Origin of the sequence: Brevibacillus fluminis, from assembly GCF_003710825.1 — a bacterium.
GTDB classification, from domain to species: Bacteria; Bacillota; Bacilli; order Brevibacillales; family Brevibacillaceae; genus Brevibacillus_D; species Brevibacillus_D fluminis.
In genome coordinates, this window is sequence record NZ_RHHQ01000027.1 from 13,196 (window position 1) to 38,525 (window position 25,330).

The window sequence follows — 25,330 nt, forward strand, 5'->3', positions numbered from 1 at the left end:
CGTTGGCAAAAAAAACTAATAGTGGTTTGCCCGCCCGGAAATAATACCCATGGAGCGAAACCAAAGGAAAAGGAGCCAACATTCATGAGTGATCAAAACAAACCTTCCTCCGCCACGGGTGAACTGGAAAACGACAACACGCTGACCAACCGACAGGGACACCCGATCTCGGACAACCAAAATGTGAGAACCGTCGGTAACCGCGGTCCAACAACTCTGGAAAACTATCATTTTTTGGAGAAAATTACGCATTTTGACCGAGAGCGAATTCCGGAGCGTGTGGTTCATGCCCGCGGCGCTGGTGCGCACGGCTATTTTGAATCGTATGGAAAAGTCGGCGATGAGCCGGTGTCCAAGTACACACGCGCCAAGCTGTTTCAGCAGGCAGGCAAGCAAACCCCTGTTTTCGTCCGTTTCTCCACGGTTGTACACGGCACGCACTCCCCTGAGACATTGCGCGATCCGCGCGGGTTTGCAATCAAGTTTTACACAGAGGACGGGAACTGGGATCTCGTCGGCAACAACCTGAAAATCTTTTTTATCCGCGACCCTCTTAAGTTTCCGGACATGGTTCATGCTTTTCGACCAGATCCTGTCACCAATGTGAACAATATGGAGCGCATGTTTGACTTCCTCTCCCAAACGCCGGAAGCGACACACATGGTGACCTTCCTGTTCTCCCCGTGGGGCATTCCTGCTAACTATCGGCAGATGCAGGGATCTGGCGTGAATACATACAAATGGGTCAATCAGGATGGGCAGGCGGTTTTGGTCAAATACCATTGGGAACCGCTCACCCAAGGCATCAAAAACTTGAAGCAGGCCGAAGCCAGCACGATTCAGGCGAACAATTACAGCCATGCCACCCAGGACCTTTATGAAGCCATCGAGCGTGGAGACTATCCGGAATGGGAGCTGTGCGTGCAAATCATGAGTGATGGCCCGCACGACGAGCTTGAATTCGATCCGCTCGACCCGACGAAATTGTGGCCGGTCGATCAATTCCCGTTTCTGCGCGTCGGTAAAATGGTGCTGAACCGGAACCCGGAAAACTATTTCGCCGAGGTTGAACAAGCATCTTTCGGTACGGGCGTCCTGGTCGATGGACTTGATTTCTCCGATGACAAGCTGCTTCAAGGACGGACCTTCTCTTATTCGGATACGCAGCGCTATCGGGTGGGCACCAACTACTTGCAGCTGCCGATCAACTCGCCGAAAAAGCATGTCGCCACCAACCAGCGCGACGGTCAGATGACGTACCGTGTCGATGCCGGCGAGCATCAAAACCCTCATGTGAATTACGAGCCATCTTCGCTCGGCGGACTCCAGGAGGCGACCCAGACGGCCAAAGAACACCAGCCTGCCTACAATGATCGACTGGTGCACGAAAAAATCAGCCGCTCGAACGATTTTGCCCAAGCGGGCCGTACGTATCGCGAATTCGACGAGTGGGAGCGCGAGGAATTGATCAGCAACCTCATAGGAAACCTCAAAATCTGCAAACCGCACATTCAGGAAAAAATGATCGAGTATTTCACCCAGGCTGATCCCGACTACGGCCGCCGCGTTTCGGAGGGACTTGCCAACGCCGCTCGGGAAGGCAAGGATCATACAAGCAGCACCGCTGCAGACAAGGCCGTCCGCGATGCAGAAAATATGGGACACGACGCCGGTCGCTATTAATCGATCGGCTACAAAATGAACGAGGGCCGTCAGCATCAACCGACGGCCCTCGTTTTCTTTAGTCCCTACACCAACGGAAACCAACCTGGTGTATGGACGATCATCCCCCACATTTGGTCAGGAATCGACAGCTTCTCCTGATCATCGCGCGTCAAAGTCGTGGCTATGTTTGCTTCGCGCCCTTCCGCCACTTTTTCCACCCACTCAGGCTCCACCACAAGCTCTCGTCCCAAGGCGATCAGCGGTACGCCGGTTTGCATCGCTTTGGCGACATCGTCAGGTGTGTACAGAGAGCCGACACCGATCACCGGCACCTTGTTGCCCACCCGTTCCAAAATCAACTCGATCCGAGAGCGCGACGTGTCCTCGACCCCGCGGCGCGGCTTGGACCAGAAGTCATTGAGCGACACATGGAGATAATCGAGATTTTTTTCAACTAGCGCATCAACGAGAACGAACGTTTCCGCCATCGTGATCCCTGGCTCTTCTGCTTCCTCCGGCGAAAAGCGGTAGCCGACAGCAAACGGCGCTTTCGCATGCTCTGCTACCACACGCTTCACTTCATCGACGACCGCAAGCGGGAATGCCAGGCGTCCTTCGACACTTCCGCCCCAACGGTCCTCGCGACGGTTGGAATGTGGGGAGAAGAACTGCTGGATCAGGTAGCCGTTGGCACCGTGAATCTCGACGCCATCAAAGCCTGCCTCGATTGCTCGGCGCGTCGTCTCGCCAAAATCTTTGACGATTCCAGCCACTTCATCATCCGTCAGCGCTTGCGGGACGACTGCAGCGTTCCGCTCGCTCGGCACTGCGCTGGCGCTCACGACTACGCCATTTGGTACGAAATCAGGTGGACATTCTCTGCCTCCGTGAAAAATTTGCAGAATCGCTTTTGCCCCCTGCTCTTTAATCGTGGTAGCGAGACGCTGTAGGCTCGGGATGAACGCATCGCTGTACGCAGCGAATTCCCCCGAAAACCCTTTGCCATTTGGCGTAACATACGTGCACGCTGTCACAGCTATGCCCACGCCTTTCGATCTGCGGGCATAATACCGCAGCTCAGCATCGGATACCGTGCCATCCTCGTTCCCAGAAAGCGTCGTCATCGGCGCCAACACGATGCGGTTTTTTAACGGGATTCCGCTTTTTAGCGTAAGCGATTCAAAAAACGGGCTATATTTTGGATTCATTGCAAACGTCCTCCCTGATCGGTCTCTTTATCTTTACTGTAACAATTATAGTTACTCTTATTGCAATAAACAAGAATGCCGTCTGCGTCGAAGTGCTTGCGCTTGCCTTTTTTTAACCTTCACTCTGTGATCAATGCATCTCCATGCCCGTCCTACGAATGCGCACGTCATAGGTTGCCTGAATGTACCCCTCCGAAAACGTCTTCTTCCACATTTTCGCGTTCCACCAATTCGGCTGTGTCGCCCTCGCCAGCTTGCCCAGCCCCAATACATCGGAATGGTACTCGTTTTGAAGCTTGGCAAACAAGCGCTTCGCCCGCCTTTCGCCTTCTTTGTTCAATTCTTTTTGCAGGCGCTCGATATTTTTGGACTGACTGAAATCCACCTGGCAGCGCGATTCGATAATGTCACCCTCCAGCCTCACATGATACTGCGCACGGTACGAATTTCCTTTCGGCGTGATCGACTTTTTGACCTGAATCTCTTTCGGACGGAAGGTCGCCAGCTTTTTAGGACCCTTTTGGTTTTGTTCACAAGAAACATCCATCTGGCCGGCGATTTTATCGTCCCGCAACTGAAGCAGCGACCAAACCTCGTCGTCTATTAATCTTCCCCTCAGCTTGTCGTCTCGAAAAACCGCAAGGCCATGCCATTTGAATTCCTTGTCTTTTGCCAACACGTAATTCATAGTCATTTCAATGCTTTGATCCGAATAATCGTTGAATACCTTCCCCAGCGTTATATCGGGAATCAAGCCGCGGCGCGCCCCGTTGCGAAGCAGGTCAATGATAAAAATCGTCGGAATTTGTTCGATCTTGGGATTGGCCAGCAGCAACTCGCGGGACGAGCCTTTGACGACCATCGGCCACATCAAGCGCCTGATCTGTGGCGACCGACGGTACGGATCGAGAATTTTGTCGATCCCTTCTCTCGCCATCTCCTCACTGATCACCAGGATACGGGCATGGCCGAAAAAAAGCTCCTGGTTTAGCCGCATCTGCAAATGGGCAGTCGCCTCTCGCAAGTCTTTCCCCGTCGCGCTCATCACCCGGATGGCCTCCTGTCCTTTGATTCCGCCTGTGCCACCCATGATTTTTTGTGCGATGGGGACCTGGATCGTGAGCATGAGCTGCCCATTGGTCTGTGAGCGTTCAATGCCAAATGCCACGACAGATGTCCGATGCTCTAGCTCCTGACTGTCCCAGCAGCCGCTGAGGAGGGTCATGGCCAGCAGCAGAACCATGCATGTAATTCTGTGCTTCTCCATCATTTGGTCCACACTTCCATTCCGGTTCGGCGTATCAAAACCTCATAGCGTACGGTTGTTTTCAATGATGGAAATTCCTTTTTCCACTTTTCATGGCTCCAATGCCTAGAATGCGCCCGGTCCAGCGTCCCAAAACCGAATACATCCTGCTTGAACTCCTTCTGTACCTTTGTCAGTAGCTTCACCGCACGCTCTTCCATGCTTTTTTCAAACAACTGCTGAAATTTTTTAATGTTTTCCTGTTTGGTGAAATCGATCCGGCATTGCGATTCGGTAATATCTCCTTCCAGTGCCACTTGCACCTGCACCGTTTTCTTCCCTCGACTGTTCACAATCTGTTTTTTGGTCTTGATCGATTTCGGCTGATACGACACTTGGAGCTTGGAATTTTTTTCGCAGGGAACCGATATGATGCCCCCCCTTTTTTCATCCCGGATCTGCAAAAGAGGTACGACCTCCTGCGGTGAAAGCGCCGCAACCATCTTGCTCTCTTTGAATACCGCAAGGCCGATCCATTTGATCTCGTCCTTTGTGGCCTGCACGATGTTCATTCCGGGCTCCCGCGACGAGTCGGAAAGATTGATGAAGAACGTCCCGAGCGTCACATCGGGGATCGTTTCTGTTTTTGAGTTGTTGGTCAACAGATCCATGAGAAACATGATGGGGATTTGCTCAAGCTTCGGATTGGAGGTAAGCACACTTAAAGCCTCGCCCTTTACAATGACCGGCCAGAGCAGGCGGCGAATCTGTGGTGTTCGCCGCAGCGCATCGATTACGGTATCAAGCCCTTCTTCCCTGGCGACTTCCTCACTGATTGCCACGACCCTCGTATGGCCTAAAAAAAGCTCCTGGTTTAGCCGCTTTTGTAAATTGCGCGTCGCTTCCGCCATCGTATAGCCCGTGGAGCTCATCACAATCACCGCTTCTTTTCCACCTCCCGATGATTTGGCCGCGCCTGCACCGGCAATTCGTTTCGAGATCGGAATCTGGATAGATAACCGTAGCCTACCTGGCAGATCTTTAGCCTTATCGATCGCCATCGCCACCACGGACGTCCGCTCATCAATTTCTTCGCGGTCCCAGCAGCCCGCCAACAGGAGCAAAAGGCTAGCAGCCGCGAGCAAGCATGACAAACGCATCATTTTCATGGCTGGCCATCACCTTGCTGGCTGACCGCCCTTTCTTGTTGCACCATGCCGAGGACCCACAGGATCACCGGGGTCAACAGATTTAAAATCATGCCGAGCAATGCGACCCACTTCAAGTACTGAAACAACTGGTGGACATTGTCCGGCCACATCGCTAAAAAGTAAAGCACTGGCAATAAGCCAATGGCGATATAACGGTGCGACCGTATGTTCATCAATTTTTTCAACGCGTAGCATGAGGAAAAGAAGCCACTACCCACCGTCGTGAATACGGCTGCTACCCATACCCCCAGGAAAGCCGACTCCAACCGTTCCAAAATAAGCCCCGGCACCTCCGTCGTTTTTACCAGCTCAAGGGTCGGCCACATCAGCCGCTGCAGCTCTTCATAGCCGAAAGAAGCGATCCCGGCAATGACGATAAGCACATAGGTCATCATCGGGTAGATCAAGCCCAAAATCGCGGCTCTTCTCGATTCTTTGTGCCTGAAATTGATATGTTCCAAATACAAACCAGCATGTTCATAGCCCTGATAGGCAAATGACGAAGCCATCACTCCAATGAAAAGCCCTTTCCAGTCAAACGAAAATAGCGGCATCAAACGGATGAACTCGGCGCTTTGAAAGGCAAGGATCGCGATTACCAGCAAGGGGATGACGAGGATGGGAAGAAGCGTTTCGTGGACGCGCACCATCACCTCGATGTCGTACATCACTAAAATGAAGCCTGCAATCAGCATGCTCCACACGATTACTTCCAATGGTGTTTTCACCAAAACGGCGGTCACGACCACCTCACCGAACGTTCGTGCCGTTCCAGCCGTTGTCAAAATCCAAAACATGATGAAAACGACCGCACTGGGCATCGCGATCACTTTCGCCAGCAAGGTGTTGGGACCGCTATGAATGCGGGTCGCATGCGGATATTTTTGCCCCACTTTCACAATGAGCCAAAGCACGGCCATCGAGAGCAGGCCTCCTACGAATACCGAAATCCACCCGGCTTGATGCGCTGATTGGGTGACCGTGCGCGGCAGCGTCAGCACCCCGACGCCGATCGTCGTGCTGGTGATCATCGACATGACTTGGGACGGAGACATGATGTATGTACCTTTGCTGGTTTGGTTCATACGCTCTCACCTCTTCTCCTTTCACTCAAAGCTTGGGTGGAATCTTGTTTTCCGTCCCCGCCGTATTGGTCGTGCGGATCGTATCGCCCGTGCTCATGAAGCTGGGGCGCCTGTTCATCCAATAAAGCGGCACACGGATAATCGAGTCTCTCATGTCAAGGAATTTGCGCGGGGAAAAAGGAGTGATGTACGGCACGCCAAACGATTTCAGCGAGCACAGATGGATCACAATCAAAATGACCACGAGCATGATCCCATAGAGACCAAAAATCGAGGCGATGAACATGATCGGAAATCGCAGCATACGCAATGCAATCGCGGCGCTATACGACGGAGAGGCGAACGACCCGATGGTCGTGAGCGCCACGATGATCACCATGATCGGGCTCACGATCCCTGCCTGTACAGCCGCCTCGCCAACCACCAGCGCACCGACGATACCGATGGTGGGACCGATCGGCCCTGGCAGCCGTACGCTCGCCTCTCGTAAAATTTCCATCGTGATCTCCATCAAAAGCGCCTCGACAATCGAAGGAAAGGGCACTGTCGCGCGCCCCGCCGCCATTGCGATGACCAATTTCGACGGAATCATCTCGGGATGAAAGGCCGTGAAGGCGATATAGAGCGACGGCAGCAGCAAGGCGATTATCATGGATGCGATGCGAATGAAACGGATGAGCGTTGCGATCAGGAAGCGCTCATAGTAATCTTCAGGGCTTTGGTAAAACTGGGTGAACACCGCCGGTGCGATCAAGACAAAAGGCGTACCGTCGACGATGATCACGACTTTCCCTTCCAAAATGTTGGAGGTTGCTTTGTCAGGCCGCTCGGTGTTTTGCAGCTGGGGAAACGGCGACCAATGGCTGTCCTCGATGAACTGCTCGATATAGCCGCTCTCCAGCGCCCCATCGATTTCAATCTCCCTGATCCTTCGTTCCACTTCCTTGACCAAATCCGGGTCAGCCACACTTTCGATATAAACCAAGGCGACGTTCGTATTCGTGCGCCGTCCGACCGTCAAATTTTTCACCCGTAGGTCAGGATCCTGGAGCCTCCGGCGAATTTGCGCGGTGTTGACGCGAAGGGTCTCGGAAAAGCCGTCCCGCGGCCCTCGCACAACATGCTCGGACTCCGGCTCCTCGACGCCACGCTTTTCCCACCCTTTCACATTGGGGATGATCGCTTTGTCCGATCCATCCATCAAAACGATGCCATCACCCGCAAGCAAGCCTTTGATGGCTTTACTGAGATTGTCCACGGTCTCGATTTCGCCGATGGTCAAGGCGAAGCGCGCGAATTTTTCATTCAAAGTTTCCTCGGTGAACAGCTCATTTGGTTCATAGTCCCTCGTTTCAAACATCAAGCTTTTGATGATGAAGTTGTTGATGACCTCGCTGTTCGTCAATCCATCGATATAAATAACGGCTGCTCTCACTTGCTCATGCGCCCCTACGCAAAACTCCCGCACGACAAGGTCATCGCTGGCGCCCAGAATCTCCCGGACCTTCTCGGTATTATCTTCCAGGTTTCTCGAGACGACGATATGATTCAATGGCTGCATTTTGTCTTCGATATGGTGAAAAAGCATGTCCTTCAGCTTCACCGCAACGCGGGCTTGCCGCTTTTGCAAAAATTCTTTAAGCATAATCACCATCCTCACAACCATGCCTATTGGTATTGTTTTCAATTACGCTGAATAAATGCATTTTCATTCCAACCCCTCCATAAACTTCTTGCAAAGAGCATGAAAAAAGCCGCCCCCTTACAGAAAGGGAACGGCTCTATCGATTATTCACTTCTCGGTTCTTTCATTGCTTTTACCACATAGTTGACATGGGAGGAGCTGATTACATATTCAGGCCTTCCATCGTTTCAATCGCCCCATTTTGGCTGAATCGGTTTACGATATGGTCAGAGTTGCCCTCTTTCACGATGATGGTTTTCGTCTCGATAAACACAAAACCACTCCCTTTATACAATCTCCTTCCCATGTTAATTGATAATAATAATCATCGTCAATTTTATTCATATCGACATTCATATCGTGCTTTTCATTCACAAACAGACAAATATCGATTTTCGTAATTAATTTGTAACACTCTTTGTGCCAAAGCGTTTTATAATGGCAAAGTGCAATGGAATTCCAAGGGCACGGTTGTCCTTGGATCTTACTGATTATGTGGATAATTTACGTGGATTCGCCATTTTTTTGCAGCAGAACAACGCAAGTTTTCCATCAAATAGGGGCTGTCGAAATATGTAACGTAACAAGTCGGTGCTTCGTCTTTACAGGTAGATTTTTTGGATCGTCGTGAGCGAAAAGCGAAAGGGCAGTGCAGACATGAAACACACATCACAGGTATTCGTTCAATTTAACAGAGGGGGAAATGGGCATGCCTAAACCACTCAATGGCAGCGGGCGTTACATAGCAGGTTTGGATGGACTGCGTGCCCTAGCGGTATTGGCAGTCATCGCCTACCACCTCAATTTTAGCTGGGCATCCGGAGGGCTTCTGGGTGTCGGCGTGTTTTTCGTTCTATCTGGTTATCTCATTACCGACATACTAGCTACCCAATGGAAAAAGTACGGTCAGCTTGATCTGAAGGATTTCTGGATTCGGCGTGCCAGACGGCTGTTGCCGGCCATGCTCCTGATGCTCGCCGTCGTCGTTTGTTGGACGATCGCTACCGATCGCTCCCAGCTCCCCACATTGCGCAGCGACTCGTTCGCAGCCATTTTTTACGTTAGCAACTGGTGGCTGATTTTCCACCAAGTCTCGTATTTTGAAAGCTTCGGACCGCCTTCTCCGCTTGGCCACCTCTGGTCGCTTGCAGTAGAGGAACAATTCTACTTGCTCTGGCCATTGCTATTGGCACTCGGATTCCGCTATGTCCCACAACGCGGGAAAATGGCCCTTCTCACCCTCGGTGGTGCAGCCATTTCCGCTATTGCGATGGCACTCCTGTTTGAACCCGGAATTGACCCGAGCCGCATCTATTATGGCACGGATACCCGTTCATTCGCATTGCTGATTGGCGCAGCGCTAGCGCTCATTTGGCCCAGCGCCAAGCTTTCATCGGAAAAAACATCGCCGAAAGCACGTTTCACGCTGGATCTAGTCGGCGGTGTCAGCCTACTCGCCGTCTTGCTCATGATCGCCTTCACGAATGAATATGACGAATTTCTCTATAGAGGTGGAATGGTCGTTCTCAGTGTGGCGACAGCGCTCTTGGTTGCGTCCTTGGCGCATCCGGCAAGCCGCATCGGCAAATGGCTTGGCTGCAAGCCTTTGCGCTGGCTTGGCGTACGCTCTTACGGCATTTACTTATGGCACTATCCGGTCATCGTGTTTACTAGTCCGGCCGTCAACACCGACGGAGTCGATCTTACCCGCGCCGTGCTCCAACTGGCAGCAAGCATCATCCTTGCAGCACTGTCCTGGCGCTTCCTTGAGGAGCCCATCCGCCATGGCGCGATCGAGAAGCTGTGGGCGCAGCTGCGCAACAGGGAATTTGCGCACGGCCGCGTGCGGGTCAACCTGCTGATCACGTCCACCAGCGCACTCCTGGTTTTCAGTCTGTTCGCACTCGTCGCGACCGCGAGCCCTGCTCCGCACGACAGCTTCACCGGCACCAAACACCAAGGAGGAACGGTCACAGGCGGCGGTTCGGAAGGTACAGACGCAGCCAATGGTGCTGGCAGCAGCGGTGTGATCGCTGGCACAACTACAACAAACCCTGCCCCTGATACCGGCAAAACAGGCGCATCCTCCAAAAAAGGGTCGAACAGCCCTGACAAAGCAACGCCTCCCAAAACCGACGCTGCTTCTGGCAAAGACGCCCATTCAGCCGACAAAGGATCGACAGGTAAAAAAACGGGCACACCGAACAATGCAACAGACAAAAAAGGAAATACAGCCAATACAGGCAGCGGCAAAAATTCGCAACCATCCGGTGGTTCAGGCGATAAAAAAGACTCGCACCCCACTAACAATTCGGCCGACAAAACCAAACCGGGCAAAGGCGGCAGCAGCACGACCCCAAGTGATACAAATGTGGCCGTCAAACCGCAATCCGGCAAAGGCATCACGGCGATCGGTGATTCCGTGATGGTCGACATCCAGCCATACTTGGAGAAGATCTTGCCCGGCATCGTCGTCGACGGCAAAATCGGCCGTCAGCTCTCGCAGGCACAAGAGGTCGTCAACCAGCTTAAAGCGGAAGGGAAATTGGGAAGCCGCATCATCATCGAGCTCGGCACCAATGGCGCATTCACCAAAAAGCAGCTCGAATCACTTCTGAATTCCCTGGGAGATGTACAGCAAATCGTGCTAGTGAACACCCGCGTGCCGCGCCCATGGGAAAATGTCGTGAACGAAACGTTGGCAGAAGTCGCAGCCGCATACCCCAACGCCACGCTCGTCGACTGGTATTCCGCAAGCACCGGCAAAGACTCGTTCTTCTACAACGATGGGGTTCATTTGCGACCGGACGGATCCGCTTTCTATGCGGCGTTTGTAGCGAAAGCAATTGCCCCTGCGACAACCAAAGGCGCGGAAGAACCAACACCGGTAACGCAATGAACCGCGTTTGGATGTGAACCGCATATTAGAAAACCTGGCTACGCCATGCTTTTTGGCGGAGTCGCGGTTGCACTTATACTGGATAAGAATGTTTTTAATTCTTATCTGTACGAAAAAGCCCCACACTACAGGCAGTTCCTGTGTGCGGGGCTATTTTAGAAGGTATGTTAAACTGACTCAACCGCTCGCCAATATTGCCGCACTCCTTCATCGCGAACGATATACCCGAACCGTCCTACCTCATTGTGCAAATCTTTGGCGTCAGCCTTCTCGTTTTTCGAGAGCGCCTTTTCGCGTGCCATCAGCAAAGCGTTCACCGCTTGCGGTAAATCAGGCGTGTCTGGAACCCAGCGGCGGTATTGCGTTTTATACGGATCTCCCACATCCGACCACTGATACCCGTGCTGATTGAACGCTTGTGCTATTACGGCAGCCGTTGACTCATGTGTTTCCCGCACCAGCTCTTGTCCGGATGTGGCAAGAAGCACCAGCTGCTTGCCATCGATGAAGGCAAGTCGAATGTCCTGCTTTGCGATCGATTGGCGCGTACCGTCTTTGTCCAGCTGCACATCGTGATCAGTGACAGTCACGCACAAACTCTCTTTAATCGCCTCATGGGCAAACCAAATTCCCGCAACGACACCAAGCAAGCCGAAAACAATGCCTACCCAGGCGCCATGAAAGGAGGCAATCAGCTGCAATGGCCCTTGGAACGGCACCCATGGCAGTTTCAAAGCCCACTTTGCGACATGTGGAATTACATATCCGACACCGAGTCCCAAAACAGGCGAACCTACGTGCAACAAGATACGAATTAACGCGGATAGCCCAACGATCGTCTGGCGGCTGCCCGCTCCCTGTGATGCTGACATTACAATCACCTCTACCATTTCTTTTTGCTTGTATAAAACGGAGACGCGTGGTGGTGGAAAAAGCCTTCTGCTTTTATCGTGGCAGGAGAACGCTTTGAACGGCGGTAACCCAGACGCTTTTGTAATTGCGCTTGATGCCCATCAGCATGTAATTGCTGATGTTATCGATCACGAGAGCCAGCATGTGAGCCTTGGACTCGCTTCCCTCCGGCGAAATGACGCCGAGTTCGATGCCACGCGCGACCAGGGCTGCGAACCCGTCCAAAAACTCCTCCTGCATGGAATTGATCCGCTGCTGGTACTTTTCATTCCGGCTCACATTGAGCAAAAACTCATGGAACACCCGCAACACAACCGGCTCCTCCTCCTCCTCGTCCGGCAGCATCTGCAGCCCATTGGCGATCAAAAGCTCTGCAAAATTATCAGCCGTGTACGCGCTTAGCGTGAAATAATGCGCAAATTGGTACTCGCGGAACGTCTCTTCAAACAAAAAATCAATCAGCGCCTCTTTTGAAGGAAAGTAATAATAGATAGCTGGCTTGGTGATTCCGACTTCAGCCGCGATCATGGAGAGGCTCGTTTTCTCCATTCCATGCTCGGCAAATAGCTTAAAGGCCGCCTCCACGATGGTTTCCTGCGTTTTTCCTTTTTGGCTCATGACTGCTCCCTTTGGTGAATTGGCTTTATTTGTATTTTACTTACCGGTAGGTAAAATTACAATACAAACTTTACCAGCACAAAAAATAAAAAGCCGCCAACACTAGTCAGCAGCGCGCCATCCATTCACATCATCTTGCCGGAAATAAGGAAACCACCGCTTCCTCCACTTCCTTCAGCATTCCATTGTACGTCTCTTCTTCACCGTAGCCGATCCCACCGAATAACAGATGCCCGACCGTCTCGATTCCGACGAACGAAAAAATAGCTGTATCTGTAGTGAGCTTCAACCCTTCAGTCATCCCCGTTTGATCATAGATGTCTTTGGGGGTACCGTGTGTATTAATGATCAGTCCCTTTTTCCCTTCCAAAAGCCTCTCAATTCCTTGCGCGTTTGCGACATAGGCGAAACCATGGGAGAAAACGCGATCGATATATCCTTTCAACATGGCAGGCTGACCACCCCACCAGATCGGATAGATCAAAGTGATGGCATCCGCCTGAGCGATCAGCTCCTGTTCCGCTAGGATGTCTGCCGGCACATCCCCAGCATCGAGGGCAGCCAAATCGTCCTGGCCGAGTACAGGTTGGAACCGAAGCGCATACAAATCCCGCACAACAACACGATGACCGTTTGCTTGCAGCGAACGGACTACCGTCTCCAAAATCGCATGATTGAAGCTTTCCGCGTTGGGATGCGCATAAACGACAAGATGATTCATCGCAATAACCTCCTCCTGTTGCGGGAGACTTGAGCCCGATCGGCATGATACGAATTGCTCAGTCCGCGTTCTGTATCGCAAAACATGCCCCCCGACATTCGAGCCATTCAGTTATGCGCGACCTTGCTCCTCCGCCACCCGATCCAGCCACTCGCTGACAAGCGCATCGAACAGTGTCTTTTGCTCAATGTGCAGATTATGCCCAGCCCGATCCAGCATGGCAAAGCTCGCTCGCGGATATCGCTGCGCCATCTCCCATTGATTTCGGTAGCCGACCGCATGATCCTGCCTGCCTGCCACAACCAGCACCGGCTTTTCATAAGGCTGCTCCGTTACTCCGGCATCAGGCGCCAGGTCGTACTGCTGTCTGAGACGCTCCAAATGCTCCTGGTCCGCCGCTTTGATGCCGACCAAAATTTCGTCCCTGAACCGCTCCCAGTTATACCGATCCTGCACGACATGCATGCTGGTGAACTCCTCCGCATCCTCATGATCGAATGAGCGCAAAAACGCCTCATCCTTCGCAAGGACAGTGAACGGAGGGACATCCCGTTTTGCCATTCCCGCTGTCGGGCAGATCATCAGCATGCCCGCGATCTGCTCAGGACGTTTTGCCAGCAGCGCCTGCGCCAAATAACCGCCATACGACTGTCCCGCCACAACGAATCGAGTGTCCGGCAGCACCGCATCGACAAATTGCTCCACTACGGTAAGCATATCGTTCGTGCTTTGAATCCATTCCGCCGTTTTAGTCGCGCCCATCCCCGGCAAATCGATGTAAATCCGCTTCCAGCCCGAGCGTTCTGCAAAAACCGGCTCCATACCACCCATCATCAGGTGCCGATCGCAGGAAAAGCCGTGCAGCATGAGAATCGGCGTTCCTGTACCCCACACCTCGTATTGCACGGTAATCGAATCCAATTTGCATTCCATTTTATAAGCCTCCATTTTCTCCGATATTTTTGTATAGATATCTATTGATTAGATTGTAACTTCCATTAACATAGATGTCTATGTATTTCTTGCAAAAAAAAATTAAAATCGCTGGAAAACGCGCTCTAGCAAAGATTCGAATAGCTCCTTCTCGTCATCGGTCAATCCGCCGTAGAGAAGCTCATTCAATTCCTCCGAAACCTTCGCGAAAATCGGCTCGAGCGTCTGCCCTTTCTTTGTGAGTGCAACCAGCGTGACTCTGCTGTCCTCCTCGCTTTTACGTCGTTCCACATAGCCCAGCTTTTCCAGCTTGTCTACTAATACGGAAACGGTCGGCTGAGTCCGGTGAATTTTTTCAGCCAGCACTTTTACGGAGATGCCATCTACCCGGTAAAGCAGCGACAAAATATCGCCATGTGAAGACACGATCCCCTCCACGCCATTTTTTTCAAGCTCTGACACAATCATTTTATTGACGGAATCTCTAATTTTACTGATCATGGACGCTGCATTATATTTCAACATAGTCCTACTATACGGGATGCGCGAAAACATTTTCAAGGGGGCTGACCGATAGCCGGAGCTTGAATGCAGAAACTGATTCGGCTTTACCCCACCGAACCATCCTGTCGCCTGCCATGCCCGCAGCCCCCCATAGGCACCCCATCATCCGAAATGCTTCTTCAACAGCTCGGTGAACCTCTCTTTATCGATCGCCTCTTTCGACACAACGCCGTCAACCCATTGTGTGAAGGTCGTGTCGGTCAGTGTGACGTTGCCCTTGTTTGTGAGCTTTGTGATCAATGGATTTTTGTTGAAAGGCGATCCCGCGTGATGCTCGATGATCTCCCGCACTTCCTCCAATTCGGACACATCGCGAATCGGCTTTTTGGAATCGAACGTATAGCCGATCCGCCAATCCATATCCTTATGCTTGAGCTTCATTTCAAACACATAATCGCCCAACTCACTGTCCGCTCGCTTAATCCGAAACGCGCCATTCGCCGAGCTGACTTCCTCCCCGCTCAATGGAACAGGCTTGAGCGGTAGATTTCCTCCGAAACCGGTATCGATAACATAAGTTTGATTCTGACGCGTGAGCAAAATCGTCACATGCGTTCGCCCCAGTGTAAGAAACCGCTGAGCAGCGTGTTCGTACACCACGCCTCGTGTCAGAACTGCATCGAATCCATTTTCGAGCAGAAAGAAATAAAACAGTGCGTTTAACTCGTAGCAAAGCCCGCCTTCCTGCTTTTCCAGCATTTTGCGGATCAAGTTTTCCTTCGTGATGTCATTTGTTCTTTGTTCGATGATGCACATGTTTTCAAACGGAATGCTTCTGGATGTCCTCTCCAATACATCCCCCAATTGTTCAAAGGCAATCTCTCCGCTTTCCGGCCACCCGATCCTTCTGCGAAATAACACGTTCAGCTCGCTCATGGTATACTCCCCCATCCTCGTTCTCCCTTACTACATTCTCATCACGCAGAGGGTATGCCTGCTTGGGAGTGATTATGCTGCACGTCTTTTTCTCCGGCTGTTCTGCCTTTCTTCATCTGTTCTATCCGCATTCGCTTATGATGGGGAAAGTTAGATCACTATTACGTTTTACTGCATCGGAGGAACCCCATGTCTGGATACACCGTTTTTCTTCTAGCCTTTGCCGCCTCAGCAGCTTCGCCCGGCCCCGAAATAGCGGGACTTCTGTCCAGATCGTTGTCAGGTGGCATACTCGCCAGCCTCCCGCTCGCCTTCGGAATCGTTCTGGGCAAATTGCTCATGCTCTCTGCCGCAGTCGTCGGTCTCTCGGCAATCGCGGATGGACTTGGCCCAATTTTTGTAGCATTGAAATATGGTGGCGCCGGATATTTGTTTTGGCTGGGCTTCAAAAAATGGAAGCAAGCAGGGCGGCCAATTGCGGCCGGTGAGAGCGCCAAACCCGTCAGCGTCAAGGCTGAGATCGGCCTCGGGCTAGCAATGACACTGTCCAATCCACTCGCAATCTTTTTTTACGTCGCACTGCTTCCAAGCTCAATTGATATGGCAGGCGTAACATTGGTCAGCTATTCCTTTTTGTGCGCGATTATCATTGGTGTGATGGTTGCCGTCGTCATCGGCTATGGCATCGTGGCAGAAGTGGCGCGAAAAGCATTCACGTCTTCCTCTGCCAAGACGCTCATCGACCGTTTAGCCGGCCTGATGATGTTCGTTTCGGGCCTGTTAATCGTCATTCGTTAAAGCGATTCGCCCAGCTTTTTCTTCCTGTTTCACGCTTCCCGTTCAATAATCGTCGCGACGGCCATTCCGTGCATGATGCAGAGAGTGGCCAAACCGTACCGCGCTTCACGTTTCTCCAGCTCATGCAGCATCGTCGTGATCAGACGCGCACCGCTCGCGCCCAACGGATGGCCGAGCGCGATGGCCCCGCCATTGACGTTCACCTTGTCTGGATCAGGCTTGATCTCGCGTTCCCAAGCCAAGACGACGGACGCAAACGCCTCATTCACTTCAAATAGGTCGATATCGTGCAGCGCCAGATTTGCCTTTTGTAGCACCTTTTGCGTGGCGGGAATGATGCCTGTCAACATGATGGTCGGATCGACGCCAGCAACCGCAGTGGCCACAACCCGTGCCCGCGGTTTGTAACCCAACTGCTCCGCCTTCTGCCGGGACATTAGGAGCACCGCTGATGCACCGTCGTTAATCGGGCTTGCATTTGCTGCTGTGATGATGCCGTCTGAAAGAAAAGCCGGCTGCAGCGCTGCCATTTTTTCAAGCGATGTAACGCGCGGGGTTTCATCTGCCTGAAAATCAATCATCGTCCCGTCCGGCGATGGAACGCGCACGGGTACGATCTCATCGACGAATCGGTTGGCAGCCTGGGCTTTCAACGCCTTTTCATGACTTCTCAAGGAGTAGGCATCCAAGTCCAGACGAGACAATCCCCATCTCTGCGCAATACGTTCAGCCGAAATGCCTTGGGGGATCATCTCATATCGATCGGAAAGCTTCGGGTTCCAAGCCTTGACATCGCTGCCCATTTTGACCCGGTTCATGCTCTCAACGCCCGCTGCAATCACCACATCGCTCATTCCCGCCATGATTTCATGTGCAGCCTGATTGAGCGTTTCCAGGCTGGAGCCACATGCCCGGTTGGACGTGACGCCGCAAACCTCAACCGGAAAACCTGCGAGCAGCAATGCCAATCGCGCTATGTTTCCGCCCTGTTCCTCGACCTGTGTTACACATCCCATCTTCACGTCTTCCACCAGCGCCGGGTTCACTCGATTGCGCTCAACCAATCGCTGCAACACTTGTGCGGCAAGCTCATCAGGACGGATATGGCTCAACGTCCCATTCTTTTTCCCCATCGGTGAACGAACAGCGTCCACAATGACTGCATCCTTACCAGATTTCATCGTAACCCCTCCAGAAGAAGATATTTAAGACCGATCGGTCTTTTTTTGGGTTTAAAAAAAGCCGTGTACGGCTCCTTCTATTCTTGACTAGGCAAACCTAACTCTGCTGTCAAAAAGGATTGCATATGCTGCATGGCCCTTTCCATGTGTACCTGATTGCCGTAAAGCTTACTCAGCATCAGCGCTCCTTCCAGCGTAGAGATCATGATGGTCGCGACGAACTCCGGATCAGCGCCTTCCCGAACCTCCCCCATCTCGATCCCCATGCGTACATACCTAGCGATCAGCTCGAGAAGTTCCCGCATCGCTGCACAGACTTTTTCCCGCAGGACCGGATCGGCATCATCTGCCTCAATCGCCGCGTTTAGCAGTGGACATCCGCCTGGCAGAAGCTCATTTTTGGCGTGTCGTTCAAAGATCGAGGCGATCGCAAGCAGACGTTCCATGCATCCTTTTTTGCCCGCCAGCGCTTCAGAAAAAGAGTGGCTCATCATCTCGATGGAGTAGGAAAAAGCGCTCAGCATCAGCTCCTCCTTGCTTTCGAAATGATTGTAAATCCCCCCTTTTTTCAGGCCGGTTTCGTGCATGATCCCGGATATGGACGATGCCATGTATCCTTGGCTGTTAAACAGCTTCGACGCCTTTTGCACGATCAGCGCTTTGGTTTGTTCTCCTTTGCGAGTAGACATGAATTTGTTTGCCTCCGTTGAAAAAGATCGCTCGTTGTTAGTTTTAAGACCGATCGGTTTGTTTTTATTATATATGTAGATTGAATCACTGCATAGGGCTAACAATGGAATTTATGTGCAAAAGCTTAGCCCCTTCCCCTTTACATAAACATCGAGGATGGTGCATGCAGCTCCTCCTTGAGAAATGACATGAGCTTCGCGGCTGCGAGTGATTGCGGATACTCGGGTGTTTTGCTTAACATGCCAAACGTCATATCAATTGGATTACCGTCCACCGCACGTACCGTCGTTCCTTGGGGAGCGGGGTCCAACACGATTTTGGGCACGAGCGCGATCCCGAATCCACACGCGACATAGTACTTCAGGGCAGTCATGCTCCCGATCTCCATCGTATCGATCGGAATGCCCCCGGTGCCCTGCAGCACCACCTCCAGCTTTCTGCGGTACGGACAAGTTGCCGATGTAATGAGCAGACGGTACCCCCGAATCTCCTCCGGTGAAATCGCCGCTTTTCCAGCAAGCGGATGATCCTCCGGCAGCAATACCGCAAACTCCTCCTTGAATAAAGGTTCAAAATAAAGCTCGGTTCCCAGATCCGGAGCGGAACAAAGCGCAACGTCAATGTCCCCTCTAAGAAGCCGCTCGCTGAGCGCTGGCGTATTCGCAATGTCTAAGGAGACGCAAATTTTGGGATAACGGGAGATGAACCGCTTCAAAATTGTTGGCAACCGGTAACTGGCCGTCGGCTCCGTCACCCCCAAACGAACATGGCCCGCCTCCCCCAAGCGAAAATCGGACAAGTTTGCCTGCAATTGCTCCATGCTCTGGATAACATGCAAGCTTTGCTCGTAAAACAATCTCCCAGCTTCGGTCAACCGGATCTTTTTCCCGCGCTCGATCAACTGAACGCCCAAGTCAGCCTCAAGCTTTTGGATCTGCATCGTGATGGTGGACTGCGCATAATTCGTTTCTTCCGCTACCCGAATAAAACTCCCGTATTTCGCTAACAGGTGAAATGTCTTAACTACCTTTACATCCATCGTGACGTCCCCGTTCTATGATTCAAAATTTTTGAATCTGATCTTCTCTTAATTCAATTATACAAAATTCATTTCTCGGCGTACAATTTTTCCATACCATCGTTCGACAAAAGGAGATGACCGAAATGGATGTAAAAAACAAAGTTGCGCTCGTCACCGGTGGCGGCACAGGGATCGGCAGAGCGACGAGCCTTGCGCTGGCAGAACGGGGAGCCATCGTTGCCGTAAACTATTCTCGTTCACAAACCGACGCGGAGGAAACTGTGCAACTCATTCAGGACAGAGGCGGGCAGGCGATCGCCATCCGGGCCGATGTTTCCCGCGACTCAGAGGTGCGGGACATGGTCTATGAGATTGTGCGGCAGTACGGGAGCGTTGACTTGCTTGTCAATAACGCCAGCACGACACGACACATCCCGTTTGGGGATTTGGAGGCGGCAGACGAGGAAGTATGGAATGAGCTTTATGATGTGAATGTCAAAGGGATGTTTTACTGCGCACGAGCCGTCGCACCCTTCATGAAACAAAAGAAAGAGGGCGCAATCGTCAACCTCGGTAGCATCGCGGGACAAACCGGACTCGGCTCTTCACTGCCGTACGCTGTTTCCAAGGCTGCTGTCCACGGCCTGACAAAATCGCTCGCCCATGCCCTCGCTCCAACGATCAGAGTCAACTGCGTGGTCCCAGGAGCCGTCGCAACGAGATGGTGGGCAGGGTATGAGGAACAAATGAAAAAGCTGGCTCCAAATCTACTGCTGCAGCGTATCGCAGCTCCTGATGATATCGCACAGCTCATCTGTACAGCGTTGGAACAAGAAGCGATGACGGGGCAGATTATTACGGTAGATAGCGGTCAGACCATGTAGGGTGCAAAGCAAACGATGCTCATCGTGTGCGCTCCCACCTGCCTGTCTGACTAGTCAGTTAACCAAACAAAGGCTGCCCGCTTGTAATAAGCGGCAGCCTCCTTTTTTTTTAGTATATTTCGATCAATCCACTCGCGAACGCTTTTACTTGATTCTCCCTTCATGTTAACCCGAGCCCATCCTCCCATGGACTTTTTACCACTAGTAGTCAGCGTTCACTTCCCCTTTTAACTCCAAATGGAGCAGAGGAAATGGCTGACCCGAGCCATCTAATTCTGATCGTCCAACCTGTACAAATCCAAGCCTTTTGTAAAATACGTAAGCACCATCATTTTGCTCATTCACATCAACTTGAAGATTCGTACCTTTTATTTTGATCGCATGATAAATCAATCGACTGCCGATACCCTTTCCGTGGTGTGCGGGGTCTACGAACAGCATCTCGATCTTGGATTCGTTAAGGCCGATAAACCCTGTCGGCTCTCCATGTTCATTGTATTCCACCCAAATCTCTACTTCTTTTAGCGCCCCATTTTTAACAAGGTCATGATAAAACTGAATATCCTTTTCCGTCAGAAATGTATGGGTATGGACAACAGCGTTATACCAAATATCCACTAATCGATCGTGATCTTTTTCTTGAAAGGCGACAATTCCGTTTGACATGATTCATCCTCCGTTCAATGTAAGTGAAGATGGTTTAGTTTCCCAATGCATAATATATTAGATTGATATACCTATTGAATCAATAACTTTCTCGTAGTGATTCATTCAATGTATATAAAAAACGAGCTGCTTCAGCAGCTCGTTTCTTTTTTTAAAAGTTGTATTTAAATGTACAACTGTTCAATGACATTAGAGTTACTAAATGAGAAATGTCATAACATCAAGGGTTTCCTAAGCTTATAGGTTAGTAATGATTACATTAGAGTTATTAAATAAATTTCATTTATAAGCTCAACTTTTATACGATTACATTAGAGTTGTTAAAAAATCTATTTCTCCCCAAACAGTGTCACCAAATGGCTGGTGGATTAAATACAAATCGAAGTATTCCACTTGTAACTAGCGTTTTTGCGAATGCTATCTTTGCACGCTCATAACCAGCATCCTGAATCCAAAGTTTTGTCGTAATAAATATGTCTTCTCTTGGAACGCCATCAGCTTGTCGGCATCCCTTCTCGAAAATGACAAAATACAATAAAATGTTTCTTTATATTACCATCATCCTTCTCCAATGTGTTTGATTTTATTCAAATACGAACATAATATCTTTTGAGCACAAAAAAACCCTATAATGTTCAATGAAAACCAGCTAATGTTTGTCAAGCTTTTCAGTGTAGACAAAGTTTTAAACACTGGTATACTGTTTTTTGAGCATGACGAATAATCCTTCATTGGCGTGAAGGATTATGGATAATTTTAGTATTAGACTTGGTAGGGTTGGTCTTTATTAAGGATAGAGTAGATGTGATGGAGAAGCTTGTTGGCGCAAGCGATCACAACCACCTTGTAGGACTTGCCCTCTTTTCTTTTCTTATCGTAGTAATGCTTTATTCTGCTATTTATACCGCGCCGAAGTCCACATTGAACCGCTAAATATAGAGCTCTTCGAAGTCTTTTTGATCCTCGTTTCATTATCCGGTTACTAGTAGCTGTAAACTTACCCGAACTGTAGACACCAGTATCAAGACCTGCGTAGGCAACAAGTTGCTTAGCACTCGTAAATTGACGAGCATCCCCGATCTCCGCTATGATCGTCGCCGCAAGTTTGTCACCTATTCCTGGAATGGTCTTCAGTAGTTCTACCTCCGGTAATGTCGCCGAGATTTCCTCCATGTGCTTTTCCAACCTACTTAATTGGTTTTGAAACTCAAGTAAGAGGGATACCATCTCTTCCAGGGCTAAGCTTTGCGATTTGCTTCTTTTTGTGTTGGACCATTCAAGCATTGCTTGTCTCAACTGATCGGTCTTCTCTTCGATCCATTCTTTCGAATGAGATTTCCCGGCTTGTTCCTGAATGATCGCTTCTATCTCTTCCGCTCTGTCGCTCAGACAACACTTCAGAACCTTAAGCGCCGTAGTGGAAAAAGAGTTGCTAAATACCTTCTCAAACGCGGGAAATACCTGATCCAGTAGGGCTCTCGAATTTAGCTTTGCCTGAACATACATCGAGGTTATAAATTCATGTTGTCTCGTCACATGTTGCAGCTCGGTATACAATTCATCCCAAGTACGATGTGGCGTAACATCGCCCCGATAATACATGTCGGCTAAGTGCCATGCATCTGCCGCGTCTGTTTTTACTTTTCGCAGTTGCGTGCTCCTCGCGCGTTTAGATTGAAGAGGATTTATAACAAAATGTTTGTACTCCCCACGCATAAGATAGGCGACCACCCCTCTATGGTAATGGCCGGTAGCTTCCAAAATAACGACTGGTTCCATTCCCGAAAGTACTTTCAATTCATCAAGTAATTCTCCCAATCGTTCAAAACCGCTCTCCTCGTGCGAAATGCTCTCCAACTTCCCGTAGGGTTCATTTCTTCCTACAAAACCCTGAACGATGCTAGATCCTTTTGATACATCTACTCCTACGACTGGTTCCATAACACTCTCCCTCACTCAAAATATTGCCGGCACTCCCACGATGGTTCCAAAGCCATAGCTTCGCTTGTGATGCGAGATCCCTGTCTCAACCAGCCCAAACATGGTCATTGGGGGCAGTGGGAGAACTGTTTTCACTACGGGGTTGACCCCAATAAAGTATACGTTCTCCCGGCTACCGCCATCTTATAGTGCCTAAGAAAAAAGGCCAACCAGAAATCACTTGCTGACCTGATAATACGAAATAAAGTATTAGACCGGAACCCCTTATGGTGCAAGGATTTCCGGTCTTCTATATCGCTAGATATTTGAAAATTAGTTTTAGACTCAACGTCAAAATGAAGCAATTCACGGATCTAAACTGAATAATAAAGTTTTAGACTGACATTGTTTATTTAATCAGTTTCTTGCGGTGCTAAATCAGCTGACTTCGTAAAATTAGTTTTAGACTAACCTTGTTAAAAGAGCTAGAGGCAGTCCAGGACACGATAATAAAGTCCTAGACTGCCTCTGTTTTATTGACCTAACGATCCCGTTAGGTTAATCCTCTGGATTTTCCCAATCATGGTCTAAAACAAACTTCCCCGATTTATCTCTTATAAAAGCAGTACCAGGTGGAGCATCAAGATATTGAATAATTTCCGAATCATAATTACATATCGTGTTGACCTGGTAAACCGCATGATTCTCTGGGTTATTCATGTATTCATCATCCTCATCTCCCGCAATAAAGCGCCAACCACTATCAGTGGTATTATTTTGGTAAGGTTTTTCTCTATACATGAATCCAACTTTACAACCATCAACTGTAATCCTGTCGGTAGCAATACAGCCCTCATTATAATCAATCAATTTTCGTATCTTATTTCCAGAAATTTTATATTTTTCTTTTTTTCAAACCCAAACATTCATGCTCCTCCTCTTTTGGGACATGGTTCCAATCCTAGTAATTCGTGAGTTGTTCATACTATCCTGCCAGCTATTTTAACGAGGCCCCAGTCTAGAACTTTATTATCCAGTCCAATACTTTATTAATCAGTCTAAAACTTTATTATCTCTGTACACCTGCCATTATGAAAGAATACATTGATCGGGTGTGGAACTATGGTTTTGCATATGGCCCGACCAAATTGCCTCTGTACAACTGGCTCCAAAAACGAAGCAGCGGATCGAGCATCTGGATGCTAACATCCCGCCTATCGTTATGAAATGCTTGGTTATATCACGAAAGTTTATGACGGGCATTCGCACCTAACCTATTAACTAACTGTGCGGTTTACCTCCAACAAGGATGGAGTGGACATTGAAGTCTACTCTTTTGACATCATAAAAAACTCCCAACCTCTCTAAGACTACGTGTAGTTTAGAGGTTGAGAGTTTACACACAATATTTTACAGATTCGCAAAATGAATGTATAAAGCCTTGCTTACTTTATGAAATAGAAAGTTCATTGCTTAATACAATTTTGATACGATAAGGTTATATTCATTCATGCCTTTTCTTAGTTGGAATTCCAAATTTGTCAAAGTATTTTCTGCCGACAGTACATCATTCATCGGCACTTCTCTGTCCATGTATAATTTCTTGAGATGAATATAATACTTCTCTGAAGTTGCAACGGATTCTTTATATTTAGCTATGACTTCTTTTAACTCCACGTATTTTCTGTATTCAATCACGATGTCATTTCTTACTTTTTTTCTTATTTTCTCCAAATATAGTTGCCCAATTTTTTCATTGTTCACACTTATCCTTCCTTGATTGGTAGACAGAGCAGAGTATTTATCATGAATATCACGGATTTTTTTTAGATATTCGTTTGTAATTTTCTGCGTAACATATTCATCCGTATGATCTAACGTATTCCTGATAAATTCTTCAAGGGTAACCGGAAGTTTCGCATCCTCTGGTAAATCTCCAGTCAACGTCCATTCATTGTCAACTTCTGCCCCAATAAGGGTGTTAAACAAAGTAATACTATTCGAATATTCCATCAATAAAACTTGCTTGCTTGCCTCTTGCTGCGCGATTTGATTTTCCACTTGAAGCTGGTCCTCACGTTTCCCTAAACGGCTAGAAAGTTCTTTTAAATCCGTAAGCCTGTTTTCGCTTTCTTCGGCGATCTCCAATTTTTTGGCTGAATTCCAGAGCTCATAATAGCGTTTTGCAACTTCTTCTTTTTTTGAAGAGATTACCTTATTAATCATTTGAGTTTGTTGTTGCTCTGTCATAGGAGCAGCACTCTTTGGTCCCGATTTGGCTAGAGCCATATTTAATGATTCCACATTTTCTTCTTTTATTAACCGAGAATTCCAAACTGCAAGTTGATTTTTTAAGGCTACATTTGATCCATTAAGCTTTTCAATTTTTACATCCTCACTGTTTGCTATTGCCATTTCTTGTGCTTTCCTAACAGTCAGTAACTCTGGCTCAGGTTTGGCCAAAGCAATTCCTTTTGCTTGACTACAAACAAGCATTACGGTCATGATTGAAGCTATCAAGGCTGTTTTCTTTTTCAAGAATAATCAC

General features: G+C 49.5%; 22 protein-coding genes and 3 pseudogenes. 5 read left to right on the forward strand and 20 right to left on the reverse strand.

Features of this window, described 5'->3' with window-relative positions; genetic code table 11:
• Positions 1–132: 132 nt before the first annotated feature.
• Positions 133–1,683: pseudogene (locus tag EDM56_RS28280) on the forward strand (catalase); the annotation flags it as partial.
• A 65-nt stretch (positions 1,684–1,748) separates the two neighbouring features.
• On the opposite strand, the gene EDM56_RS28285 reads toward EDM56_RS28280, so the two are convergent.
• From EDM56_RS28285 to EDM56_RS28310, 6 genes and pseudogenes are all read right to left on the reverse strand, one after another.
• Positions 1,749–2,873: an NADH-dependent flavin oxidoreductase gene (locus tag EDM56_RS28285; protein ID WP_122921296.1), complete on the reverse strand. Its 1,125-nt coding sequence runs from the start codon at positions 2,871–2,873 to the stop codon at positions 1,749–1,751.
• Positions 2,874–3,003: 130 nt separating this feature from the next.
• On the reverse strand, positions 3,004–4,143 hold the full coding sequence (locus EDM56_RS28290; protein WP_122921297.1) for a Ger(x)C family spore germination protein: 1,140 nt from the start codon (positions 4,141–4,143) through the stop codon (positions 3,004–3,006).
• Complete coding sequence (locus tag EDM56_RS28295) at positions 4,140–5,288, reverse strand: Ger(x)C family spore germination protein (RefSeq protein WP_122921298.1); 1,149 nt, start codon at positions 5,286–5,288, stop codon at positions 4,140–4,142. The genes EDM56_RS28290 and EDM56_RS28295 overlap by 4 nt, the downstream gene beginning before the upstream one ends.
• A complete protein-coding gene (locus EDM56_RS28300; protein WP_122921299.1) occupies positions 5,285–6,415 on the reverse strand; it encodes a GerAB/ArcD/ProY family transporter in 1,131 nt (376 codons plus the stop codon). The genes EDM56_RS28295 and EDM56_RS28300 overlap by 4 nt, the downstream gene beginning before the upstream one ends.
• Positions 6,416–6,440: 25 nt before the next feature.
• Positions 6,441–8,060, reverse strand: a complete 1,620-nt coding sequence (locus tag EDM56_RS28305; protein WP_425456373.1) for a spore germination protein — start codon at positions 8,058–8,060, stop codon at positions 6,441–6,443.
• Positions 8,061–8,274: 214 nt separating this feature from the next.
• Positions 8,275–8,373: pseudogene (locus EDM56_RS28310) on the reverse strand (antibiotic biosynthesis monooxygenase); the annotation flags it as partial.
• Positions 8,374–8,808: 435 nt separating this feature from the next.
• Between EDM56_RS28310 and EDM56_RS28315 the strand changes: the two are divergent.
• Positions 8,809–10,998 (forward strand): acyltransferase family protein, encoded by a 2,190-nt coding sequence (locus EDM56_RS28315; protein ID WP_122921300.1) that lies wholly within the window; start codon positions 8,809–8,811, stop codon positions 10,996–10,998.
• A gap of 167 nt (positions 10,999–11,165) precedes the next feature.
• Here EDM56_RS28315 and EDM56_RS28320 read toward each other — a convergent pair whose 3' ends face one another.
• The 6 genes from EDM56_RS28320 to EDM56_RS28345 all read right to left on the reverse strand — a co-directional run bounded on the left by EDM56_RS28320 (position 11,166) and on the right by EDM56_RS28345 (position 15,622).
• The gene (locus EDM56_RS28320) at positions 11,166–11,870 is read right to left on the reverse strand and encodes a YqeB family protein (RefSeq protein WP_122921301.1); all 705 of its coding nucleotides are present in this window, start codon (positions 11,868–11,870) and stop codon (positions 11,166–11,168) included.
• A gap of 73 nt (positions 11,871–11,943) precedes the next feature.
• Positions 11,944–12,528 carry a TetR/AcrR family transcriptional regulator gene (locus EDM56_RS28325; RefSeq protein WP_122921302.1) on the reverse strand — a complete coding sequence of 195 codons (585 nt, stop codon included), beginning with the start codon at positions 12,526–12,528 and terminating at the stop codon, positions 11,944–11,946.
• Between the two features lie 130 nt (positions 12,529–12,658).
• Positions 12,659–13,249: an NAD(P)H-dependent oxidoreductase gene (locus EDM56_RS28330; RefSeq protein WP_122921303.1), complete on the reverse strand. Its 591-nt coding sequence runs from the start codon at positions 13,247–13,249 to the stop codon at positions 12,659–12,661.
• Between the two features lie 111 nt (positions 13,250–13,360).
• Positions 13,361–14,182, reverse strand: a complete 822-nt coding sequence (locus EDM56_RS28335) for an alpha/beta fold hydrolase (protein ID WP_122921304.1) — start codon at positions 14,180–14,182, stop codon at positions 13,361–13,363.
• A gap of 102 nt (positions 14,183–14,284) precedes the next feature.
• Positions 14,285–14,608 carry a MarR family winged helix-turn-helix transcriptional regulator gene (locus EDM56_RS28340; protein ID WP_246009573.1) on the reverse strand — a complete coding sequence of 108 codons (324 nt, stop codon included), beginning with the start codon at positions 14,606–14,608 and terminating at the stop codon, positions 14,285–14,287.
• A gap of 240 nt (positions 14,609–14,848) precedes the next feature.
• Entirely contained in the window at positions 14,849–15,622 is a 774-nt protein-coding gene (locus EDM56_RS28345) for an arylamine N-acetyltransferase family protein (protein ID WP_122921341.1), read from the reverse strand.
• Between the two features lie 189 nt (positions 15,623–15,811).
• Here EDM56_RS28345 and EDM56_RS28350 point away from each other — a divergent pair, with 189 nt between their 5' ends.
• A complete protein-coding gene (locus EDM56_RS28350) occupies positions 15,812–16,420 on the forward strand; it encodes a LysE family translocator (RefSeq protein WP_122921306.1) in 609 nt (202 codons plus the stop codon).
• A gap of 29 nt (positions 16,421–16,449) precedes the next feature.
• Here the strand turns inward: EDM56_RS28350 and EDM56_RS28355 are convergent, their stop codons facing one another.
• From EDM56_RS28355 to EDM56_RS28365, 3 genes are all read right to left on the reverse strand, one after another.
• Positions 16,450–17,601 (reverse strand): thiolase family protein, encoded by a 1,152-nt coding sequence (locus tag EDM56_RS28355; protein WP_122921307.1) that lies wholly within the window; start codon positions 17,599–17,601, stop codon positions 16,450–16,452.
• A 77-nt stretch (positions 17,602–17,678) separates the two neighbouring features.
• On the reverse strand, positions 17,679–18,290 hold the full coding sequence (locus EDM56_RS28360; protein ID WP_122921308.1) for a TetR/AcrR family transcriptional regulator: 612 nt from the start codon (positions 18,288–18,290) through the stop codon (positions 17,679–17,681).
• Between the two features lie 140 nt (positions 18,291–18,430).
• Positions 18,431–19,330, reverse strand: coding sequence for a LysR family transcriptional regulator (locus EDM56_RS28365; protein ID WP_122921309.1), 900 nt, complete (start codon positions 19,328–19,330; stop codon positions 18,431–18,433).
• Positions 19,331–19,455: 125 nt separating this feature from the next.
• Here EDM56_RS28365 and EDM56_RS28370 point away from each other — a divergent pair, with 125 nt between their 5' ends.
• Positions 19,456–20,196: an SDR family NAD(P)-dependent oxidoreductase gene (locus EDM56_RS28370; RefSeq protein ID WP_122921310.1), complete on the forward strand. Its 741-nt coding sequence runs from the start codon at positions 19,456–19,458 to the stop codon at positions 20,194–20,196.
• 201 nt (positions 20,197–20,397) lie between these two features.
• On the opposite strand, the gene EDM56_RS28375 is transcribed toward EDM56_RS28370, so the two are convergent.
• From EDM56_RS28375 to EDM56_RS28390, 4 genes and pseudogenes are all read right to left on the reverse strand, one after another.
• Positions 20,398–20,862: an acetyltransferase gene (locus EDM56_RS28375; RefSeq protein WP_122921311.1), complete on the reverse strand. Its 465-nt coding sequence runs from the start codon at positions 20,860–20,862 to the stop codon at positions 20,398–20,400.
• 348 nt (positions 20,863–21,210) lie between these two features.
• A pseudogene (locus tag EDM56_RS31990) lies at positions 21,211–21,355 on the reverse strand (aldo/keto reductase); the annotation flags it as partial.
• Positions 21,356–21,624: 269 nt separating this feature from the next.
• The gene (locus EDM56_RS28385; protein ID WP_122921312.1) at positions 21,625–22,803 is read right to left on the reverse strand and encodes an IS110 family RNA-guided transposase; all 1,179 of its coding nucleotides are present in this window, start codon (positions 22,801–22,803) and stop codon (positions 21,625–21,627) included.
• Between the two features lie 537 nt (positions 22,804–23,340).
• Positions 23,341–23,652 (reverse strand): DUF2185 domain-containing protein, encoded by a 312-nt coding sequence (locus EDM56_RS28390; RefSeq protein WP_221176011.1) that lies wholly within the window; start codon positions 23,650–23,652, stop codon positions 23,341–23,343.
• 161 nt (positions 23,653–23,813) lie between these two features.
• Between EDM56_RS28390 and EDM56_RS28395 the strand changes: the two genes are divergently transcribed.
• On the forward strand, positions 23,814–24,008 hold the full coding sequence (locus EDM56_RS28395; protein WP_281275000.1) for an NAD(P)H-dependent oxidoreductase: 195 nt from the start codon (positions 23,814–23,816) through the stop codon (positions 24,006–24,008).
• 247 nt (positions 24,009–24,255) lie between these two features.
• Here EDM56_RS28395 and EDM56_RS28400 read toward each other — a convergent pair whose 3' ends face one another.
• The gene (locus tag EDM56_RS28400; protein ID WP_122921315.1) at positions 24,256–25,320 is read right to left on the reverse strand and encodes a TolC family protein; all 1,065 of its coding nucleotides are present in this window, start codon (positions 25,318–25,320) and stop codon (positions 24,256–24,258) included.
• Between the last annotated feature and the right edge of the window lie 10 nt (positions 25,321–25,330).

Excerpts from the sequence above, each read along its gene's own strand:
- EDM56_RS28285 (WP_122921296.1), bottom strand. The coding sequence starts at position 2,873 with ATGAATCCAAAATATAGCCCGTTTTTTGAATCGCTTACGCTAAAAAGC.
- EDM56_RS28290 (WP_122921297.1), bottom strand. The coding sequence starts at position 4,143 with ATGATGGAGAAGCACAGAATTACATGCATGGTTCTGCTGCTGGCCATG.
- EDM56_RS28295 (WP_122921298.1), bottom strand. The coding sequence starts at position 5,288 with ATGAAAATGATGCGTTTGTCATGCTTGCTCGCGGCTGCTAGCCTTTTG.
- EDM56_RS28300 (WP_122921299.1), bottom strand. The coding sequence starts at position 6,415 with ATGAACCAAACCAGCAAAGGTACATACATCATGTCTCCGTCCCAAGTC.
- EDM56_RS28305 (WP_425456373.1), bottom strand. The coding sequence starts at position 8,060 with ATGCTTAAAGAATTTTTGCAAAAGCGGCAAGCCCGCGTTGCGGTGAAG.
- EDM56_RS28315 (WP_122921300.1), top strand. The coding sequence starts at position 8,809 with ATGCCTAAACCACTCAATGGCAGCGGGCGTTACATAGCAGGTTTGGAT.
- EDM56_RS28320 (WP_122921301.1), bottom strand. The coding sequence starts at position 11,870 with ATGTCAGCATCACAGGGAGCGGGCAGCCGCCAGACGATCGTTGGGCTA.
- EDM56_RS28325 (WP_122921302.1), bottom strand. The coding sequence starts at position 12,528 with ATGAGCCAAAAAGGAAAAACGCAGGAAACCATCGTGGAGGCGGCCTTT.
- EDM56_RS28330 (WP_122921303.1), bottom strand. The coding sequence starts at position 13,249 with ATGAATCATCTTGTCGTTTATGCGCATCCCAACGCGGAAAGCTTCAAT.
- EDM56_RS28335 (WP_122921304.1), bottom strand. The coding sequence starts at position 14,182 with ATGGAATGCAAATTGGATTCGATTACCGTGCAATACGAGGTGTGGGGT.
- EDM56_RS28345 (WP_122921341.1), bottom strand. The coding sequence starts at position 15,622 with ATGAGCGAGCTGAACGTGTTATTTCGCAGAAGGATCGGGTGGCCGGAA.
- EDM56_RS28350 (WP_122921306.1), top strand. The coding sequence starts at position 15,812 with ATGTCTGGATACACCGTTTTTCTTCTAGCCTTTGCCGCCTCAGCAGCT.
- EDM56_RS28355 (WP_122921307.1), bottom strand. The coding sequence starts at position 17,601 with ATGAAATCTGGTAAGGATGCAGTCATTGTGGACGCTGTTCGTTCACCG.
- EDM56_RS28360 (WP_122921308.1), bottom strand. The coding sequence starts at position 18,290 with ATGTCTACTCGCAAAGGAGAACAAACCAAAGCGCTGATCGTGCAAAAG.
- EDM56_RS28365 (WP_122921309.1), bottom strand. The coding sequence starts at position 19,330 with ATGGATGTAAAGGTAGTTAAGACATTTCACCTGTTAGCGAAATACGGG.
- EDM56_RS28370 (WP_122921310.1), top strand. The coding sequence starts at position 19,456 with ATGGATGTAAAAAACAAAGTTGCGCTCGTCACCGGTGGCGGCACAGGG.
- EDM56_RS28375 (WP_122921311.1), bottom strand. The coding sequence starts at position 20,862 with ATGTCAAACGGAATTGTCGCCTTTCAAGAAAAAGATCACGATCGATTA.
- EDM56_RS28385 (WP_122921312.1), bottom strand. The coding sequence starts at position 22,803 with ATGGAACCAGTCGTAGGAGTAGATGTATCAAAAGGATCTAGCATCGTT.